Origin of the sequence: Klebsiella sp. CN_Kp075, from assembly GCF_040065055.2 — a bacterium.
Taxonomy (GTDB): domain Bacteria; phylum Pseudomonadota; class Gammaproteobacteria; order Enterobacterales; family Enterobacteriaceae; genus Klebsiella; species Klebsiella aerogenes.
Genome location: NZ_CM198050.1, coordinates 2,552,899 through 2,571,991 on the forward strand (window position 1 = coordinate 2,552,899; position 19,093 = coordinate 2,571,991).

General features: G+C 56.2%; 19 protein-coding genes and 1 riboswitch. Of the genes, 10 read left to right on the forward strand and 9 right to left on the reverse strand.

Annotation, left to right across the window (positions count from 1 at the left end; genetic code table 11):
• Positions 1-2: 2 nt before the first annotated feature.
• From pqqB to ABLV78_RS12160, 3 genes are all read right to left on the reverse strand, one after another.
• On the reverse strand, positions 3-920 hold the full coding sequence (gene pqqB, locus ABLV78_RS12150; protein ID WP_020078734.1) for a pyrroloquinoline quinone biosynthesis protein PqqB: 918 nt from the start codon (positions 918-920) through the stop codon (positions 3-5).
• 54 nt (positions 921-974) lie between these two features.
• Complete coding sequence (pqqA, locus tag ABLV78_RS12155; RefSeq protein WP_002905689.1) at positions 975-1,046, reverse strand: pyrroloquinoline quinone precursor peptide PqqA; 72 nt, start codon at positions 1,044-1,046, stop codon at positions 975-977.
• 138 nt (positions 1,047-1,184) lie between these two features.
• On the reverse strand, positions 1,185-2,204 hold the full coding sequence (locus tag ABLV78_RS12160; protein ID WP_047048524.1) for a dipeptidase: 1,020 nt from the start codon (positions 2,202-2,204) through the stop codon (positions 1,185-1,187).
• Positions 2,205-2,451: 247 nt separating this feature from the next.
• Between ABLV78_RS12160 and ABLV78_RS12165 the strand changes: the two genes are divergently transcribed.
• The 4 genes from ABLV78_RS12165 to ABLV78_RS12180 all read left to right on the forward strand — a co-directional run bounded on the left by ABLV78_RS12165 (position 2,452) and on the right by ABLV78_RS12180 (position 6,899).
• Complete coding sequence (locus ABLV78_RS12165) at positions 2,452-3,444, forward strand: alpha/beta fold hydrolase (RefSeq protein WP_047048521.1); 993 nt, start codon at positions 2,452-2,454, stop codon at positions 3,442-3,444.
• 86 nt (positions 3,445-3,530) lie between these two features.
• Positions 3,531-4,268 (forward strand): response regulator, encoded by a 738-nt coding sequence (locus ABLV78_RS12170; RefSeq protein WP_045394241.1) that lies wholly within the window; start codon positions 3,531-3,533, stop codon positions 4,266-4,268.
• A complete protein-coding gene (locus ABLV78_RS12175; RefSeq protein ID WP_047048518.1) occupies positions 4,268-5,620 on the forward strand; it encodes an ATP-binding protein in 1,353 nt (450 codons plus the stop codon). Before ABLV78_RS12170 ends, ABLV78_RS12175 begins: the two co-directional genes overlap by 1 nt.
• Positions 5,621-5,708: 88 nt before the next feature.
• Positions 5,709-6,899 (forward strand): cytochrome c biogenesis protein/redoxin, encoded by a 1,191-nt coding sequence (locus tag ABLV78_RS12180; protein WP_047048515.1) that lies wholly within the window; start codon positions 5,709-5,711, stop codon positions 6,897-6,899.
• Positions 6,900-6,967: 68 nt separating this feature from the next.
• On the opposite strand, the gene ABLV78_RS12185 is transcribed toward ABLV78_RS12180, so the two are convergent.
• The 6 genes from ABLV78_RS12185 to tenA form a co-directional block, all read right to left on the reverse strand.
• Positions 6,968-8,449, reverse strand: a complete 1,482-nt coding sequence (locus ABLV78_RS12185; protein ID WP_163350955.1) for a pyridoxal phosphate-dependent decarboxylase family protein — start codon at positions 8,447-8,449, stop codon at positions 6,968-6,970.
• A gap of 9 nt (positions 8,450-8,458) precedes the next feature.
• Entirely contained in the window at positions 8,459-9,844 is a 1,386-nt protein-coding gene (locus ABLV78_RS12190) for a diaminobutyrate--2-oxoglutarate transaminase (RefSeq protein WP_047048511.1), read from the reverse strand.
• A gap of 307 nt (positions 9,845-10,151) precedes the next feature.
• The gene (locus tag ABLV78_RS12195) at positions 10,152-11,081 is read right to left on the reverse strand and encodes an ABC transporter substrate-binding protein (protein ID WP_047048508.1); all 930 of its coding nucleotides are present in this window, start codon (positions 11,079-11,081) and stop codon (positions 10,152-10,154) included.
• A gap of 27 nt (positions 11,082-11,108) precedes the next feature.
• Complete coding sequence (locus tag ABLV78_RS12200; RefSeq protein ID WP_047048505.1) at positions 11,109-11,849, reverse strand: ABC transporter permease; 741 nt, start codon at positions 11,847-11,849, stop codon at positions 11,109-11,111.
• Positions 11,846-12,571, reverse strand: a complete 726-nt coding sequence (locus ABLV78_RS12205; RefSeq protein ID WP_047048502.1) for an ABC transporter ATP-binding protein — start codon at positions 12,569-12,571, stop codon at positions 11,846-11,848. Before ABLV78_RS12205 ends, ABLV78_RS12200 begins: the two co-directional genes overlap by 4 nt.
• Positions 12,568-13,263: a thiaminase II gene (gene tenA, locus ABLV78_RS12210; protein ID WP_047048500.1), complete on the reverse strand. Its 696-nt coding sequence runs from the start codon at positions 13,261-13,263 to the stop codon at positions 12,568-12,570. Before tenA ends, ABLV78_RS12205 begins: the two co-directional genes overlap by 4 nt.
• A gap of 67 nt (positions 13,264-13,330) precedes the next feature.
• Positions 13,331-13,434, reverse strand: a riboswitch (TPP riboswitch).
• 257 nt (positions 13,435-13,691) lie between these two features.
• Between tenA and ABLV78_RS12215 the strand changes: the two genes are divergently transcribed.
• The 6 genes from ABLV78_RS12215 (at position 13,692) to ABLV78_RS12240 (ending at position 19,075) form a co-directional block, all read left to right on the forward strand.
• Positions 13,692-14,816: a BamA/TamA family outer membrane protein gene (locus ABLV78_RS12215; protein WP_047048497.1), complete on the forward strand. Its 1,125-nt coding sequence runs from the start codon at positions 13,692-13,694 to the stop codon at positions 14,814-14,816.
• 15 nt (positions 14,817-14,831) lie between these two features.
• On the forward strand, positions 14,832-15,785 hold the full coding sequence (locus ABLV78_RS12220) for a hypothetical protein (RefSeq protein WP_045394266.1): 954 nt from the start codon (positions 14,832-14,834) through the stop codon (positions 15,783-15,785).
• A gap of 66 nt (positions 15,786-15,851) precedes the next feature.
• Entirely contained in the window at positions 15,852-16,958 is a 1,107-nt protein-coding gene (locus ABLV78_RS12225; protein ID WP_047048495.1) for a DUF4056 domain-containing protein, read from the forward strand.
• 66 nt (positions 16,959-17,024) lie between these two features.
• Positions 17,025-17,978 (forward strand): hypothetical protein, encoded by a 954-nt coding sequence (locus ABLV78_RS12230; RefSeq protein WP_045394271.1) that lies wholly within the window; start codon positions 17,025-17,027, stop codon positions 17,976-17,978.
• 108 nt (positions 17,979-18,086) lie between these two features.
• Positions 18,087-18,509, forward strand: coding sequence for a hypothetical protein (locus ABLV78_RS12235; protein WP_047048491.1), 423 nt, complete (start codon positions 18,087-18,089; stop codon positions 18,507-18,509).
• A gap of 17 nt (positions 18,510-18,526) precedes the next feature.
• Positions 18,527-19,075, forward strand: coding sequence for an RNA polymerase sigma factor (locus tag ABLV78_RS12240; RefSeq protein WP_047049008.1), 549 nt, complete (start codon positions 18,527-18,529; stop codon positions 19,073-19,075).
• Positions 19,076-19,093: the final 18 nt, after the last annotated feature.

Consider the following 19,093-nt stretch of genomic DNA (forward strand, 5'->3'; position numbering starts at 1 on the left):
AGTTAGTCCTGAAGCGTGATAGGCATTCCGTCCCAGCTCACTTCAATTCCCTGTTGCGTCAGGGCGTTACGCTGCGGCGACTGCTCGTTAAGGATTGGATTAGTATTGTTGATATGAATCAGAATTTTGCGCTTCGCCGGGAGCGAGGCCAGCAGCGCCATCATGCCGTGTTCATCGCCAAGCGCCAGATGGCCCATATCACGACCGGTATTGCGCCCGACGCCGGCAGCCTGCAGTTCATTATCCTGCCATACGGTGCCGTCAATCAGCAGACAGTCCGCTTTTTTCAGCCACGGCAAGAGCGCTTCGTCCGGTTCGCCAAGCCCCGGCGCATAGAATAGCGTCTGGCCGTTGCGGCGGTTTTCGATAAACAGCGCTACGTTATGGCCCGGCAGCGGCCTATCGCGAAACGGCGAGTAGGGCGGCGCATTGCTGGCGATGGGGACGGCGGTAAACTGCAGGTCGGGACAGGCGTCAACGGTAAAACTATTCAGCGGAGTGACAGGATGGTGAATCAGGCCGCCGTTCCAGTGCCGTAACATGGTAAAAATGGGAAAACCCGTGCTGAGATCCTCATGTACCTCCGGCGTGCACCATACCTGATGGGGGCAGCCTTCGCGCAGGCTCAGCAGCCCGGTCGTATGGTCAATCTGGCTATCGGTAAGAATAATGCCGCCAATATGCGTGCCGCGCAGAACGCCTTGTTTATTTAACTCTGGCGTATGGGCAATTTGCTGGCTGATATCGGGAGAGGCGTTACACAGCACCCACTCTTTACCGTTATCGCTCACGATAATGGAAGACTGAGTACGAGCAGTGGCCTGAATCGTGCCATTGCGCAGACCCTGACAGTTGGCGCAGTTACAATTCCACTGCGGAAAGCCTCCGCCAGCGGCGGAACCGAGGACTTTTATAAACATGAAGACGGACCAGATAAAAAAACAAAATGCCCGCACGGACGGCGGGCGGAGCGATTAGCGGTTGGAAATGTACAGCGTCACTTCCAGACCCAGACGTAAATCAATAAAAGCAGGTTTCTTCCACATCGTTTTTTCCTCTATAAAAATGCGACATCAACAACGTCGGTTGTGTCGGTTTTGTGATGGCAATCAAATATTGCCCCTCAGGGGGATAAAGGTCAACCGGCAACATGTAAGTATTTAACCTTGCGTTTACAATATAACCTATTGTTGCCAAACATTTTTTAATACCTTTTGCCAGTTGCCCCACAGCAGTTTATCCAGCACCAATTGTTCATAACCACTATGGCGCAATGCGTTGATTAGCCGTGGTAAACCGCTCACATCGCCCAATTCGTCCGGTAGCGTGATGCCGTCAAAATCGGACCCCAGCGCCACGTGATCGTCGCCCATGATGTTAATAAGATAGTCGATATGGTGAACGATGGTACGCAATGGGGTATCGCTATCGCGTTTGCCGTCGGCGCGCAGGAAAGCGTTGCCGAAATTGACGCCGACCACGCCGCCGCTGTCGCGAATTGCCCGCAGTTGTTCATCGGTGAGATTACGCGGCTGCGGGCATAGCGCATGGGCATTGGAGTGGGTGGCTACCAGCGGCGACGTCGAGTGATGGGCGGTATCCCAGAATGCTTTTTCATTCATATGAGACACATCAATCTGCATCTTCAGGGCATTGGCCTGCTTAATAAGATGGATACCTGCCGCTGTCAGTCCAGGCCCAGTATCCGGGCTACCGGGAAACGAACCATTAACGCCGCTGCCGAAGCGGTTAGCAATATTCCAGAACGGTCCAATGCTGCGTACCCCGGCGGCATAGAAGGCCTGCAGGTCGTGGCCCTCGCCATCAAAACCCCCGGCGCCCTCAATATGCGCCACCATTGCCAGTACCTTATCCTGGCGGCAGCGTTCGATATCCGCCGCGCTCAGACACAATCTCAAGCGTCCAGCGGACTGCGCGACAAGTTGCTTCAGGATGGCCAGCTGCTGCCAGAGGATAGCGATCGGCTCCCATCGCTGGCTGGCGTATTGCGGCGCCATACGGGCAATATACTCCTGCGGCGGCACGAATAGCGCGAATAGCCCGCCGGCAAATCCGCCTTGCTGCATGCGCGGATAGTCGAGATGACCGTTCTCAATCCCGGCAAAGAAAGCGGTTGCAGGATCTTCGCGATGGTGAAGCCATAAATTGAGCAGCAGGTCATTGTGACCATCAAAAATCGCCATAGCGCGCTCCCTCTGCTGGTTGTACTGGAAATGCCTGACACGGTAACTGATTTGTTCGCTGCGGCAAGTGGAAATTCACAACTTAGCAACAATCGCCAAATCTGGCGTTTGTATCACACTGTATCAATCGACAATCCTCATACATGGCGATGCAAAAACACGATAAATCCCACACATGCGGGATACACAGGCCTGATTAACTGTTCACGTACTCGCTTAACGCTTCCAGATAAAAGGTGAAATGAGGATGAACAGATTATCCGCAATCCGTCATGTCAGCGCGGCGGCGCTGTGTCTCTCCGCGCTGTGGTCCGCCAGCGTGTGCGCTGCTGAAGACGCAGGCGCTTTCGACAAGGTGCAACAAATCAACGCCGGGGACCTGAATATCGGTTATGTCGATATGGGGTCACGCGATGGCCAGGCGGTAATTTTGCTGCACGGCTGGCCGTATGATATTCAAAGCTACGCGCAGGTGGCCCCGGCGTTGGCGCAGAAGGGGTACCGGGTCATCGTGCCGTATCTGCGCGGCTACGGCTCCACCCGTTTCCTGTCGGCTAAAACGCCGCGTAACGGTCAGCCATCGGCGATGGCGGCTGATATTGTGCATCTGATGGATGCGCTAAAAATTAAGCAAGCGGATTTCGCCGGCTTTGACTGGGGGGCGCGTACAGCGGATATCGTCGCGGCGCTCTGGCCGCAGCGGGTTAAGTCGCTGGTATCGGTGAGCGGGTATCTGATTAGCAGCCAGCAAATTGGCGAGAAGCCGTTACCGCCGCAAGCGGAACTGTCGTGGTGGTATCAATTCTACTTTGCCACCCCGCGCGGCGAAGCAGGCTACCGGCAAAATACCCATGACTTTGCCAAATTTATCTGGCATCAGGCTTCGCCGCGGTGGACATTCACGGAGGCCACGTTCGCCAATAGCGCGAAAGCGCTGGATAACCCGGATCACGTTGCCGTTACCATCAGCAACTACCGCTGGCGCCTGGGGTTGGAGCAGGGCGAAGCGAAATATGCGGCTTACGAACAGCGACTCGCGAAACTGCCGGCGATTAGCGTACCCACAATTACCATCGAGGGGGAAAACAATGGCGCGCCGCATCCGGCGCCGGATACCTATCGGGCGAAATTCACCGGTAAATATGAACATCGGGATTTCAAAGGCGCAGTGGGACATAACCCGCCGCAGGAGGCGCCAGCGGAATTTGTTCAGGCGGTTATTGACGCCGATCGTTTATAAGCCTCACCGCGGCGCAAACGCAGAGTTGCGCTTGCGGAGAAGCCGCATATGCTTTTCATGAGCTTATTTTTCCGCAGGAGACGCCTTTGGAACGTATTGACCACATCCTGGTTGTCGATGACGATCGCGATATCCGCGAACTGATCGTGGGTTATCTGGAGAAATCGGGCTATCGCGCCAGCGGCGCAGCTAATGGCAAAGCGATGTGGTCCGTACTTAAAAACCATCAAATCGATTTGATTGTCCTCGATATCATGCTGCCCGGCGATGATGGTTTAACCCTTTGTCGCCAGTTGCGCAATGATGGCCAACAGGATATCCCGGTGCTGATGTTGACCGCGCGTAGCGAAGATAGCGACCGTATACTTGGTCTCGAGATGGGGGCCGACGATTATCTGGTGAAACCCTTCGTGGCGCGGGAGCTACTGGCGCGGATTAAAGCCATTTTACGCCGCGCCCGCGCGCTTCCCCCCAATTTACAAATCAGCGAAGCCGGCAGGCTTATCGCCTTTGGCGACTGGCAGCTCGATACCTCAGCGCGGCATCTACTGGACAAGAGTGGCATAATTGTGGCGCTAAGCGGGGCGGAATATCGCCTGCTGCGGGTGTTTCTTGATCATCCTCAACGGGTGCTCAACCGCGATCAGTTGTTGAATCTTACACAGGGGCGTGATGCCGAACTGTTTGAACGGTCTATCGATCTGTTAGTGAGTCGCCTGCGTCAGCGCCTGCGGGAGGACGCGCGTGAACCCGCCTATATCAAAACCGTGCGCAGCGAGGGTTATGTGCTGTCAGTGCCGGTGTCGATCCGCGAGGCGCGATAATGAAAGTGTGGCCGGCGTCACTGCAGTCGCGCTTAATGTTGATGATTTTTCTCGCTCTGCTGCTTGCGAATGCCCTGACGCTATCGCTTCTGCTCTATGAACGCATGAGCAGCGCCCGTAGCGTCATGCTGGGCAACCTTGAATATGATGTCGCCACCAGCGTGGCTATCCTTGATCGTCTTCCGGCGCAAGAACGCCCGCATTGGTTGCCGCGTCTGGCGCGCGGTAACTATCGCTATCAGCTTTCTGCCGGACAAACTGGCGACTATCCCACCAGCTGGCGTACCCGCGATGCGGTACGCTCGTTACAGGAAGCCCTGAGCGGTCGCTATCCTGTGAGTATTGTCGCCGTCCCTGGACCGCGCGAACATATTCAGGCCCACGTGACCCTGCGCGACGGCGCGCCGCTGAGCATTGACCTGTGGCCAAAGCTGCCGGCCATCGCGCGATGGCTGCCGCTGGTGCTGGTTGCGCAGTTTCTGTTACTGCTATTTTGCGCCTGGTACGCCGTCCGCCAGGTGGTTGCGCCGATGGCCCGTTTTACCCGCGCCATTGATACGCTGCAACCGGCTACTCCGGCGGCAGGGCCGCTGGCCGAGAAGGGGCCGCAGGAGGTGCAGCGCGCGGCGCGCGCCTTCAACGCGATGCAAAAGCGAATACAGGACCATTTGCAGGAGCGCGCGCGGATCCTGGCGGCGATCTCCCACGATTTGCAGACGCCGATTACCCGTATGAAGCTAAGGGTCGAGATGGCCGAGCAACCGGCACTCCGCGATAAGCTGTTACAGGATCTCGATAGCATGACCCGGCTGGTCCGTGAAGGCATCGCGCTGGCACGATCGGCCGAACCGCTGGCAGAAGCGCCGCAGCGGATGAGTCTCAATGCATTACTGGATAGCATCGCCTGTGATTATGCCGACATCGGTAAAGCGGTCAGTTTTCGTGCCGCTAAAGGGGCGGACGTCATGGCGCTTCAGCCGCAGGCGCTGCGGCGAATCATGAGTAATTTAATCGATAATGGGCTGAAATACGCCGAAAAGGTAGAAATCAGCCTGAGTTATTCGCCGAATGGCGATGTTATCATTCACGTTGCTGATGATGGCCCCGGCATCCCGGAAGAAGAACTCACCGCCGTACTGCAGCCGTTCTATCGCCTCGAGCAGTCACGTAATCGCGATACCGGCGGAACCGGTTTGGGGCTGGCAATCGCCGCCCAGCTCGCCGGACAGATGCAGGGAAGTTTGACCCTGCATAATCTTCAACAGGGCGGTCTTGAGGCGCGGGTACGTCTCAAGACCGCCGCTTTGTATCCTTCTGTATCCACGTCAACTGCAGATAAATCCCTATACTAAACCGCCGTTTCACGGACATATCCGCCATACAATCGCCTGTTGTAATGCTGACGTTGCCACTTCGGCAACGTTGCGAAGGAGAATGATCATGGCTGTTATGATTGCATTTTTGGCCGGTATGTTGACGCTGCTCAGCCCCTGTACCTTACCGGTGATCCCGCTGGTGTTTGCCAGCGTTAGCGGGCGTAGGGGACAACTAATCCTGTTGTTGTTCGGTATGGGGTTGATGTTTACCGCTGTGTCGCTGCTGGCCACGGCGGCAGCAGGGTGGTTAGTCAATCTGACTATCGTTGGGCGTTGGCTGGCGCTGGGCTTTTTGGTCGTTGTGGCCATCAGTTTGCTGTCATCACGCGTTGCAGGCTGGCTCGGATCGCCAGCGGTGGCGCTGGGTAATCAACTTAACCAACAGAGCTATCGTTATGGCAGTGGGCTCGCTTCAGTGCTCGCCGGACTGGCGATTGGACTACTTTGGGCGCCGTGCGCGGGACCGGTGCTGGGGGCGATATTTAGCCTGGCGTTGTTGCAAGGAAATTCAGTGACGACCGGCATCTTGCTGCTTTCCTATGCCAGCGGATGCGCGCTGATGTTGCTGCTATTGGGGTGGTTCGGCGCGCGGCTGATTTCCCGTCTGCGCGGTGGTCAGGTGATAAGTGGGCGGTTGCGCCAACTGGCTGGCGTGGCGATGCTGGCCGCGGTGGCGTTAATCGCCAGCGGCAGCGATCGTTATCTGCAGGGCGCCAGCGGTTTAACCCATCGTCTGGAGCAGCGGCTCAGCGCGTTTATGCCGCAGGATCCGCAACGGGTTCGGCTGGAGCCGATCGTCGTGCCGCGGCCAACCAGCGCTATGCCGGATTTGCACGGCGGCACCGCATGGATTAATAGCCCACCGCTTACCAAGGCGGCGTTAAAGGGCAAGGTGGTGCTGATTGATTTTTGGACCCGCGATTGCATCAACTGTCAGCATACGCTGCCTTATGTACGGGCGTGGGCCAATAAGTATCGCGATGCGGGGCTGGTGGTGATTGGCGTACATACGCCGGAATATCCGTGGGAACGATCGTTGCCGCAGCTTCGTGAAGCGGTCAGCCAGCGGCAGCTAAACTATCCGGTTGTCGCGGATAACAACTACGCCATCTGGAATGCGTTTGGTAATCAGTACTGGCCGGCGCATTATTTCTTCGACGCGCGGGGACAACTGCGCTATACCGCCTTTGGCGAAGGCGGTTATGCCCGTCAGGAGCAGGTGATCCAACAACTGCTGCGCGAAGCGCGGACGTGATGCGGAAATAAAAAAAGCCGATAACAGCAGTTATCGGCTTTGCAGGACACTCGCTAATCGGCAGCGTCTTATTTCGCCAGCAGCTCCTGGGCGGTGCGTTCAACGAGGCTCAGCAGGACCTTCACATCCTCCAGCGTCACCACCGGGTTGAGCAGCGTCAGCTTCAGGCAGGTTACGCCGTTATGCTCGGTCACGCCGACGTTGGCGCGGCCGGACTCCAGCAGGGCGTCGCCCACGCGCTGGTTAAGCAGGGCGATCGCGGCGGTATCGCTACCAGCCATTTGCGCCGGACGTGAGCGAAACAGCACGCTTGCCAGCTGCGGCTGCATGACCAGCTCCAGCGTTGGCTGAGTCTGAATGAACTCCGCGACGTTTTTCGCCATCGTCACGCCATGATCGATGATTGAAGCGTACTGTTTCTTGCCCAGTGCCTCAAGCCCCATCCACAGCTTCAGCGCGTCGAAGCGGCGGGTGGTCTGCAGCGATTTGGAGACCAGGTTCGGAACGCCGTGTTCTTCATCAAACTCGGAGTTCAGATAGGCCGCCTGATACCGCATCAGCTCGTAATGACGCGCCTCTTTCAGCAGGAAGGCGCCGCAGCTGATGGTCTGGAAGAACTGCTTGTGGAAGTCCAGGGTTACGGAATCCACTAACTCCAGGCCGTCGAGGTAATCGCGATACTGCTCGGACAGCAGCAGCGCGCCGCCCCATGCGGCATCAACGTGCAGCCAGATCTGGTGCTCCGCCGCGATACCGGCGATATCACGCAGCGGGTCAATCGCGCCCGCGTCGGTGGTACCGGCGGTGGCGACGATGGCCATGATCTGCTCGCCGTTGGCCTGCGCTTGCGCAATCTTGGCCTTCAGGTCGGTGACGTCCATACGGGCGAATTCATCGGTTTTCACCAACGTGACCGAGCGGTAGCCAAGCCCCATCAGCGCCATGTTCTTCTGCACCGAGAAGTGGGCGTTTTCCGAGCACAGCACTTTGTACTGCCGAATGTCGCCCGGAATACCATCCTGCTGGATGGAATGCCCCTGACGAGCGAAGAAGGCGTCGCGCGCCAGCATCAGGCCCATCAGATTGCTCTGGGTGCCGCCGCTGGTGAAGACGCCGGCATCGCCAGCCGGATAACCGACCTGCGCGCGCAACCACTCGATCAGCTTCATCTCGATGATGGTCGCCGACGGACTCTGATCCCAGGAGTCCATGCTCTGGTTGGTGGCGTTGATCAGCACTTCCGCCGCCTGGCTGATAACCAGGCTCGGGCAGTGCAGGTGCGCCACGCACTGCGGATGATGCACCGACAGGCTGTCTTTCAGGAAGTACTCGATCGCACGTTCAATCGCCGCCTGGTTGCCCAGACCCTGTTCGTTAAAATCAAGGGTGATGCGCTCACGGAGTTCATCAACGCTTTTCCCCTGATACATTTCAGGTTGTTGCAGCCACTGCGCAACCGCCTGGCTGGTCTGGGAAATGACCTGCTGGTAAGCGTCAATGCTTGCCGCGGACCCAGCCAGAATCGGATTCAATTTGGACATTGCGGTCACTTACTCCACTCAGACCGGTTTTACGCCGGCGGCCAGCAGGGCCTGTTCAAACTTATCGAGGAATACTTCCAGCTCCGCGTCGCTAATCAGCAGAGATGGCAGCAGACGCAGTACGCAACCGTGACGGCCGCCGCGTTCCAGGATCAGGCCCGCTTCGAAGCATTTCTTCTGCAGCAGCGCGGAGAGTTCGCCGTCAGCCGGGTAGCAACCCATATGATCCTGCGCCTCGTTCGGCTTCACGATTTCGATACCGATCATCAGACCGAGACCGCGAACGTGACCGATAACCGGATAGCGTTTCTGCATTTCCGCCAGTTTGCCTTTCAGCCACTCGCCCTGGGCGGCGACTTTGTCGGCAATCTTGTTATCACGCAGGTGGCGCAGGGTGGTCAGGCCGGTGGCCATCGCCAGCTGGTTGCCGCGGAAGGTGCCGGTATGGTGGCCAGGTTCCCAGGCATCGAACTCTTTCTTAATGCCCAGAACCGCCATTGGCAGACCACCGCCGACGGCTTTAGACATCACGATGATGTCCGGCTCAATGCCGGCGTGTTCGAAGGCGAAGAATTTACCGGTACGGGCGAAACCTGCCTGAACTTCATCGATGATCAGCAGAATGCCGTGCTCTTTGGTGACTTTGCGGATGCGCTGCAGCCACTCAACCGGCGCCGGGTTCACGCCGCCTTCGCCCTGTACGGCTTCAAGGATGACCGCAGCAGGTTTGCGAACGCCGCTTTCCACGTCGTTGATCAGGTTTTCGAAGTAGTAGGTCAGCGCTTTCACGCCCGCTTCGCCGCCGATACCAAGAGGGCAACGATACTGGTGCGGATAAGGCATAAACTGGACTTCCGGCATCATGCCGTTGACCGCCGCTTTTGGCGACAGATTGCCGGTCACGGACAGCGCGCCGTGGGTCATCCCGTGATAACCGCCGGAGAAGCTGATCACCGCCGTACGGCCGGTGTATTTTTTCGCCAGCTTCAGCGCGGCTTCAACGGCGTCAGCGCCGGAAGGACCGGTGAACTGCAGGCAATACTCTTTCCCTTCGCCCGGCAGGCAGGAGAGCAGGTATTCAGAGAAGCGATCTTTTAACGGTGTTGTCAGATCGAGGGTATGTAACGGCAAGCCGCTGGTAATGACACTTTGGATGCTCTGCAGTACTTCAGGATGGTTATGGCCCAGAGCGAGGGTCCCGGCGCCGGCGAGGCAGTCCAGGTACTGTTTGTTATCCGCATCGGTCAGCCAAACGCCTTCGGCTTTGGTGATGGCGAGCGGCAACTTGCGAGGGTAACTCCTGACATTCGATTCGAATTCAGCCTGACGGGCCAAAAAGGTTTCGTTGTTCGCGTCCAATAAATCTGCACTTAAAGTATCAATACGGACTTTATCCGTCATCATATCACTCCCACAACCAGCGTTACGTTTGAACTCTGGTTGAATAAAAAGGTTTAGAAAATTGAATCGGCATTCATAAAGCGCGCACAATATATGGCTTTTTAAATCCGCATTCAATCTTTAATTTATGGCGCTATTTTGACGTCATTATTACATACAGGGGTGTCAATATAATTAGCTGATTTAAAAGATAAATTTCGATTGTTTTTAAAACCATGGAAAGTGTAATTATTAGTGAGAAAGTCTATATATTTTTATTACCGCTTCGCTGAATGACTGACGGAAATACTTCCGTCAGTTTTATGGTTACTTAACGCAGTTCAACCGCATAATTTGCTAAAGGTGTTACTTTTTTCACCAACTTGTTGTTATATAAAAATTGTTCATACGCGTCATAACGCGGCTTATCTAACGCTGCCGGATCGGTGGCGAACAGCGGCACGCTCTGCAACCACGCCTGCTGGTTCAGTTCGGTATTGAGTTCCGGATGCTCTTTGGCAAACCGCTGCCAGGTTTGCTGCGGATGGGCGCGCAAATAGCTCACGCCCTGCTGTAATGCGTCGAGAAACTTTTTGATTTTAGGGGCGTTGACCTCGGCCTTGTTTGCCACGATCACCAGTTCGTCGTAAGCGGGCACGCCATAGTCTTCCACGTTCATGACCACCGGTTTTTTGCCCTGCAGTTTGAGTTCCAGCGCTTCGATATTGCGATAACCGCCGATAACGGCATCAACCTGGCCGGCCAGCAGAGCGCTGGTGAGCTGGAAATTAACGTTGATCAATTTGATGCTGTCAGGGTCGATGTTGGCGTGCTGCGCCATGGTGGCCAGGGTCGCCTGTTCAATACCGCTCACCGAATATCCCACTTTTTTACCTTGTAGATCGGCCGGAGATTTGATGCGCGGATCCAGCGCAATCACGGTGTTCAGCGGCGAGTGGATCAGCGTACCGACGCGAACCAACGGCAGTCCTTCATCGGCGAAGAAGTGAACCTGCGGTTGATAGGTTATCGCTAAATCCGCCTGGCGAGCGGCAACCAGGCGCGGAGGGAGCGCCGGGTCGGAAGGGGGAATGATGTTGACATCCAGCCCGGCATCCCGAAAGGCGCCAATCTGTTCCGCCACCATAATGGGCGCATGATCCGGGTTGATGTACCAGTCCAGTACCAGGGTCAGCTTTTCATTTGCCGATGCCTGGCCGCAAACCAGCAGAGTGAGGCCGGCCAACAGAGGTATACGCATATCTCTTCCTTATTATCTGTTGATAAGTTATTCCGGCGACCAGTCGATCAGCCGGTGCAAAAAGGCGTCGACCGCCAACCACAGCGCGATGGTCAGCAGTACTAAAATGAACAAGGCGGCGAAGCAGATATCGGTTTGCAGGCGGGCATTGGCATTCAGCATTACGTAGCCAAGCCCCTCGGCGGAGCCGACCCATTCGCCGATAATCGCGCCGATGGGGGCGACGGCGGCGGCCATCCGCAGGCCGGAACCTAGCGCGGGTAGCGCCGCCATGAGTCGGACATGGCGCAATTGAGCGCCAAAGGAGGCGCCCATGGTGCGGGCCAGATCGAGATAGTCGCGATTGACCCGTTGCAGACCATCAAAGAAAGCCGAGGTAACGGGGAAGAAAATAACCAGCACCGCCATCATGACCTTGGCGCTCATACCAAAACCAAACCACAGCACCAGTAGCGGCGCGAGGGCGAAGACCGGAATGGCCTGGCTGGTCAGTACCAGCGGCATTACCCACCGCTGTAATCGCGGCGACATGGTCATACAAAGCGCCAGCACCATACCGAGCGCGACGCCGAGCGCCATTCCGCTGAGAATTTCGCTCAGGGTGACCAGGGTGTGGCTGGCCAGATAACTACGGTTATTCCACAGCGCTTCAGCGACCGCCGCCGGAGAAGGCAACAAAAAGGCGGGCATGCCGCTGTAGCTCGCCAGTTGCCAGAGCAACAGTAGGCCACAAAATACGCTGCACCCGCGCAGTAACTTGCCCCTCATCCGTTCGCCCTCATCAATTGCTGCAGCAGCTGCGCCTGACTTGCCAACAGCGCGCCATCATCCGGATCGCGGGGCGGAACGCCACTTAAATGATGGCTATCATCAATTTCACCATCAGGCGAGAGCACCAGCAGCCGATGGCTGAGGCGGCAGGCTTCCATCGGGTCGTGGGTAATGAGCACTACGGTTCGTCCGGTCAGTAAGCGCGCGGCCAGGCTCTGAATGCGTGTGCGGGTGAGGGTATCGAGGGCGGAAAACGGTTCATCCATCAGCACAATGGGGCGATCTTCATAGAGGGTGCGCGCCAACGCCGCGCGCTGGCGCATCCCGCCGGACAGCGCGGCAGGGCATTCATCAGCACAGGAGGCCAGTCCTACCTGCTCAAGAAGCTCGTTGACGCGGGCGTTGTCGACCTTCTCACCGCGCAGCCTGGCGCCGAGGGCGACATTTTCCCGCACGTTAAGCCACGGATAGAGCAGATCTTTTTGACCCATCCACGCCAGTCGCGTAGTGACGGGAAGGCCATCGCTGGCGACAACGGTTCCGCGGGTTGGCGCCGCCAGCCCGGCGATAATACGCAACAGGCTGGTTTTGCCCGCGCCGCTGGCGCCAAGGAGCGACACCCATTGCCCGGCGGCAATATCAAAGGCGAGATCGCGAAAGATAGTCCGTGTGCCAAAGCGCAGGCATAAATCGCGAACGTGAATGCCTGGCGCCATCACGCCTGGACCTGCCCGGCGGCATTCAGACCCATCTGCCAGAAATTGCCTTCCAGCCGGGTAGCGGTAGTAAATATGTCGCTCAGTCCGGCGAACCGTGATTCCGCGCCGCGCTGTTGCCAGAGGGTTTCCAGAAGGCCGATCGCCGCGTTGACGCCCTGAAGATAGCTCTCGTCCCCGTAGTTGCGGATCCATGAAGCATAGGGATTATCGTGCAAGTTGGTTTGTGGGTTGTGCAGCAGACCGAGCCCGATTTCCGCGTAACCCGCAACGCAGGGCAGCAGCGCCGCCAGCAGATCCAACGCGTCGCCGGCGTGGCCGATATCCAGAACGTAGCGCGTGTAGTTGACGGTTTCCATCGCTTCGCTTTGCAGGGCCATAGCGTCTTCATTCAGCCCCCATTGCTCGCAATAGCCCACATGTAGCGGTAGCTCAGCAAGGATGGCATTCATCGAGGCGGCGGCGGCGCGCATCTCCGGCAACGTGCGAAGTTTGCTGACCAGCAGGGCGTAGCTGCGAGCGAAGTGGATCAGGAAAAGATAATCCTGGGTTAAATAATGACGAAAGGCTACCTGCGGCAGCGTGCCCGCGGCTAATTGCTGGAGGAAGGGGTGCGATACGTAGCGTTGCCACTCGCCACCGGCCTGCTCACGCAGTCGACCGTAAAGACCTTGGGTAAAAGCGGGAATCATCATGGGACCTCCTGAAAATAAGGGGAGATCCGGGCGTGCAGAAGTGTGAACAGGTAAAAACTGAAAACTGGCGAACATGCCGACCCGTCCCTTCGCTGGCATGACCCAGATCAGGTTCAAAGGGTTCGGTTTTTACGCCATCTCAGCCCTCACGGGACACCCCTCGGTTGCGACATGTTATACGTCATTCACTTTTTGATTACAACGGTGACAAGGTAAAAAGCGTCGATAGTAGTGACACTGTCACATTTGAGTGGTTATGCGCCAGATCGATAAATAACATTTATCAATTTGTGTGATTAACCACGCTTTTTTATCCAAAAATAAGCAAAGTAAGGCGAGGGTAAGTTGGCGAAGAACAAGGGCTTACGATATATTTTTAGCACATTCCCTTAATATCCCCTTATGAATGCGTCAGTGCTGGAGACCGCATGAAGCTGGCAGGCCTTACTCTTTTACTGATGCTTGTCCTCGCGCCTGACGTGTCTCGAGCCGCCCAATTGTTCGATCCTGAAGATGGCATGCTTGATATGAGCCAGTATCTGCAGGATAACCCGTACGGTTTTTTGCCGGTGCCGGTAATGATCACCGAGCCGGCTATCGGCTACGGCGGCGGTCTGTTTGGTTTATTTCTGCATGGTAAAGGCTCCCGCGAGGGCGATCGTTTTATTCCACCAGCGCTAACCGGGTTCGGCGGCGGCGGGACGCAAAATGGCACCTGGTTCATCGGCGCCGCGCATCGCCATACGTGGAATCACGACCGGATTCGTTACCTGGTTGGCGCGGGCTACGCCAATGTCAATCTCGATATCTATTCGGGCGATATTGCCGGTTTTAACAAAAATGTGGCGGTGCAAACCCATACCAAAGGTTTTGGCGGTCTACAAAAGCTGTTATTCCGCGTGGGGGACTCGCCGGTTTTTCTTGGCGCCTCGCAATTCTATGCACATACCGATGTGACCGCGGACAATCAGGTGATTAACAAGGTGTGGCAGCGGGTGCTGGGGGAGAAAAGCACCTCTTCGGCGTTGGGCGTGGTGGCGGAATATGACACCACCGATAATTTTTTCTACCCTAAGAAAGGGTTATCGCTACAGGGCGAGTACCGTTTTTACCGCGCTCTGCTTGGCGGCGACTATCATTACAATCAGTTGTCGCTGGATGGTAAATACTTTATCCCGCTGGCGCCGACCTTAACCCTGGCGCTGGCGGCGAATTATCAGTCGCTAACTCATCATGACAAGCACTTGACGCCAATGGCCCGGCCTTACATCGAACTGCGTGGCATCTCGCGTTTTCGCTATCAGGGCGATTATGTCGCTGTCGCCCAGACACAACTGGCCTGGCAATTTGCGCCGCGCTGGATCCTGCAGGGTTTTGTCGGCGTCGGTAGCGCCGCTGACGAAGCCGGGGCGTTGTGGCAGCAAAACGAAGTGGCGTGGGGCACCGGTTTTCGTTATCTGGTCGCCCGTCAGTATGGATTATTTACCGGCGTCGATGTCGCCTTCAGCGAACACGAACAGGCGGTCTATTTTAATGTGGGTTCCGGACTGTAAAGGTACATATAAAAAATGAGATGGAAAACAACCGTCATTACGCTGCTATTAACCTCTGGCGCCGTGTGGAATGCCTGTGCGGCGGAAAGTGACGACAGTGATAGCTACTTTCCCATATGGGGCGACGAAGCCCGCGCCCGCGGTTATTCCATTCCGCTGCCGTTTGGCGTCAATCTCAGCTATATGAATATGCGCCAGGATATTATGGTCGACAGCATCACCTTTTCCGGACTGAAGCTGGGTAACCATCCAATCCCCAGCGATATGTTCGCCATTGACGCCGGACACACGCGGGAGAAGAGCAAAACTGAGAACCTGCGTCTCGATATGTGGGTATTTCCATTCCTTAATGTCTACGGAATTTTGGGCCACACCCGCGGTTCGTCGGTGTCGAATGTGTCGGTCGATGCTGACCCGACGCAATACCGCGGTCTGGATCGCATCATCGCCGGCGCGGTGCATAACCTCAACCAAAGCGGCGAGTTGCAAAACATCGATTTTGTCCTTGATTTCAAAGGTACTACCTGGGGGGGCGGGTTCACGCTGGCTGGCGGCTATGAGAACTGGTTTGCCCTCGTCGATACTAACTACACCCGCACCGATTTTGATATTCTCGACGGCAGCATCTCTGCCGTGACAGTGTCACCTCGCGTGGGTTATCGATTTGATCTACAGGGGATTTCTGGCCCTTCGCATCTCAGCGTGTGGGTTGGCAGTATGTATCAGGACGTGCAACAGGAGTTCAAAGGCAACCTTGCTGATTTGCATATGCCGCCACAGCTGCAACCATTGATTGCCGCGGTCAATAAAGACGGCGACGGCAAGTTTGATGTCAAACAGAAACTCACTTCACCGTGGAATATGCTGATCGGCGCCCAGTACGAAATCACGCGTAACTTCAATGTGCTAACCGAATTTGGCTTTAACGAGCGCAATAGTTTCTTTGTCGCTGGCGAATACCGTTTTTGACTTAACGGCGCGTAGTCATCGGCGAGTATGATGCGCGCTGTTTTTGTGTGGTGGAGAACGCTTTTGATGCGTAAGAGTTTGTGGTGGTTATGGGCAGCCGCTTTTTCGGTATTTGCCCAGGACCCGGTATTACCGACGATTCCCGTTAATCATGTCAGCCCGGTAGTGGGTGAACTGTCACCGCCGGAATCGCTGCGCCCATGCTGCGCCTTCGGGTTCGATCTGCGGGTGCGCGCCATTGGCGTGCCGATCCCGGTTTATCAGATTGGCAATGTGCTGACGCTCGATACCTTAGGTGAGCATCATTACAACGATAGCGCGCTCGGCGCGGTTAAAAATCTGATAGGCTTAAGCGATGAGCACAATGGCCTTATCTATACCCGCCGCGGCGGCTTTATTGATATTGCCCATGTGCGCGATACCGCTGATTACACCTTCTATTTATTCAGCCGAATTTATCCCACGCTCGGCCAGCCAGGACGTATCTTTTATAGCGAGGAGCTGGGCGTCCGTCGCGTCCAGTTAAATGCCTTTACGCCGCCGGCTTCAATGCCGCAGCGATATACGATTGCCGCGTGGCTTGCCGGCCATCTGGCCTTTGAAATTGCGCAATGGCATGAGATCGCCCAATGGTATGGCTTCCAATCGGTTCCGGGCTTTTCGGAAGAGATTTCCGCCTTTTCGCCGGAGGATCTCTACTCCAATCTGCTGGGCGCACGTCTGGCGATCAACGTCATATTGCAAGGGCAAGCCGGTTCGGTCGATGCCTACAACCGGGCGATGGAAGCGGCGTTAAAACAGGCGTTGGTCAAACTGCTGGTCGCGCCGCAAAGTGAGACGGAAAGGATGTTTCGCGAGATTGACGGCGACTGGTGGAACAGTAAGCGCAGGGTACCGGACAAATTTTTGGTACTGAAGCGGAATTACGATCTCAGCGAAAATCGCCTGCCAACGCCGGTTCCTTTTGAACGCACGCCGCCGTATCGTCTGACGATGCCAAAGGAAGTTGCCGGGTTTACGCTCGCTGAACTGGGTCAACTGCAAATCCATCCAGGGCAGGATATGCAGTCGCTGCCAGCGCCGCATAATTTTTATTCTCCGCAGCAGTTCCAGCAGCTTGCTGATAAAGCGCAGCAGGCGGATGCCATTCAACTGCAGCGTATTGAAAAATAACTAACGATTGGTCGCTGCTGGCTATACTCAATCAAACTAATCCCCCCGTTGAGGTAGCATCAGACCATGGTATTTGTCGTTCCGCGCGCGTCCTGGCTACTGCTGGCGGTGCTATTCGTCAGCCAGGCAGGCTATGCCCTCGACGGCAGTCGGCTAAAGCAGCGTGCGGACGCGGTGCTCACCTTAATGAGTTATACCGTGGTGCCTGACGTAACCGCCAGCGACCTGAATATTGGTTCCGGCGCCAATGAGAAAAACGAACTCACCATCACCCAATTCGGCGGCGGCGCAACGCTGAGCGACAGCTTTCCTCTCTATCTGGAAGGCACCATGGGTTATAGCCGCTACGACCCACAATTTGTAATCAGCGATGGCGACCAAAGTCGTACCATCCCGACCAAATGGAACAGTCTGACCGCCACCGGCGGCGTCGGCTGGGACTTTCCGTTGTATCAGGACCGCTGGGGCGGAAAACTGGTACTACGGCCTATCTTCAATATGATGCTGGGCACCATGGCCAGTGATGCGCGCCTTGGTCGCTGGGCGCTCGAACGCAAAACGGATGCCGATATTCGCTTCCTCGATGGTGGTCGACTGAACGCCTATGGGTTGGGCGGGTCGCTAATGCTCGATTATGAACTGTTTTCCAAAACGCAGGATATTGATATAGAGGCGCGCTATTCCGCGATGAATTTGCAAACCTTCGGTAGCACATCTGAAGCGGTACAGGGGCAGGCCAGTGCCGAAAACCTGGGTATCTACCTTCGCCGACGCGCGCCGATTGCCGACTGGACGCTGCTGAAAAGCCCGGTGCGCTATGTGCTGGAAGGCGCCCATACCATGTATCTCGGCGACCAGCGCGGTGAACTCGGCTTTGATAGCCTGAGTTCGCTTGGTATTGGTTTGGAACTTGACAGTAGCCAGTATCCGGTATTTATCACCCGCACCCGACTGGTGGCCCGCTACATGTTCGGTAATAACACCGAAGGTTATGGTCTCGGTTTAGCAATGAGTTTCTGAGTGCTATTGCCCGTTTTCGTGATTGCGTTATTTTTTCATTTTTGTTGGCAATATTTTCTTCGCTGATTCGTCTACCTCGATACATACATTTTAATGAGGTAATTGACGATGAGAGATTTTGAACGACACGGGCATCATCACCAGGGTTTTGGTCGCCATAGACTGGCGCGACCGCTGATCATCGGCGCGCTGATTGTTGTGGTACTGAGTCTGGTCGTGATGACGCTATGGAACGCCTTGCTGCCGGCTATCTTCGGGGTGAAAAGCATCGGTTTCTGGCAGGCTTTGGGGTTGCTGGCGCTGTGCCGTATCTTGTTTGGCGGTTTAGGTTTTCATCGCGGTATGTTTGGTATGGCGCAGGCGCGTCGACGCATGCATGAACGCTGGATGACCATGACCCCGGAGCAGCGAGAGGAGTTTGCTCAACGTTTTGGTCGCCACGGACATCACGGCCGCTGCGGCTGGCATGAACGTCGCGGCGGGCAACCGACTGACGATAACACCTCGGCGAAGACGCCGGATGCCGAGTGAACGAGGTAAACAACACGATGGCGGGGGAATCACGGCTGTTGTCTGCGCTTGCCGCCTGTCGTGCGCGTTTAAGGGCGTTTATTCGCGGTAGAACCGCCGTACGTGACGATGCCGATGACATCCTGCAGGAAGTTACCCTGCAACTGATGAAAGTCGAGCAACCGGTGGAGAACGTGGCGGCATGGTTATTCCGGGCGGCGCGTAATGAAATGACCGATCGGTCGCGCAAGAAGCGCGAGTTGCCATTAACATTCGACAGCGATGAGGATGGCGATGGCGGCTCTGCCGAGGATGAGCTGGCGGAAACGCTGTTTGGCATCGCGCAGACGCCGGAGGAAGCATACCTTAAAGAACTGCTGTGGGAGGCATTAACTGAAGCGCTGGCGGAGTTGCCGCCGCTGCAGCGAGAAGCCTTCGAGAAAACCGAACTGCAGGGCTATAGCTACAGGGAGTTGGCGGCAGAGAGCGGCGCCAGCGAGCAGGCGTGGCTGTCGCGTAAACACAAAGCGGTACTCTTTCTTCGCAGCCGATTGCGAACGCTCTACGATGAACTTACCTCGCCTTAACTCATGCCCGGCGGCATA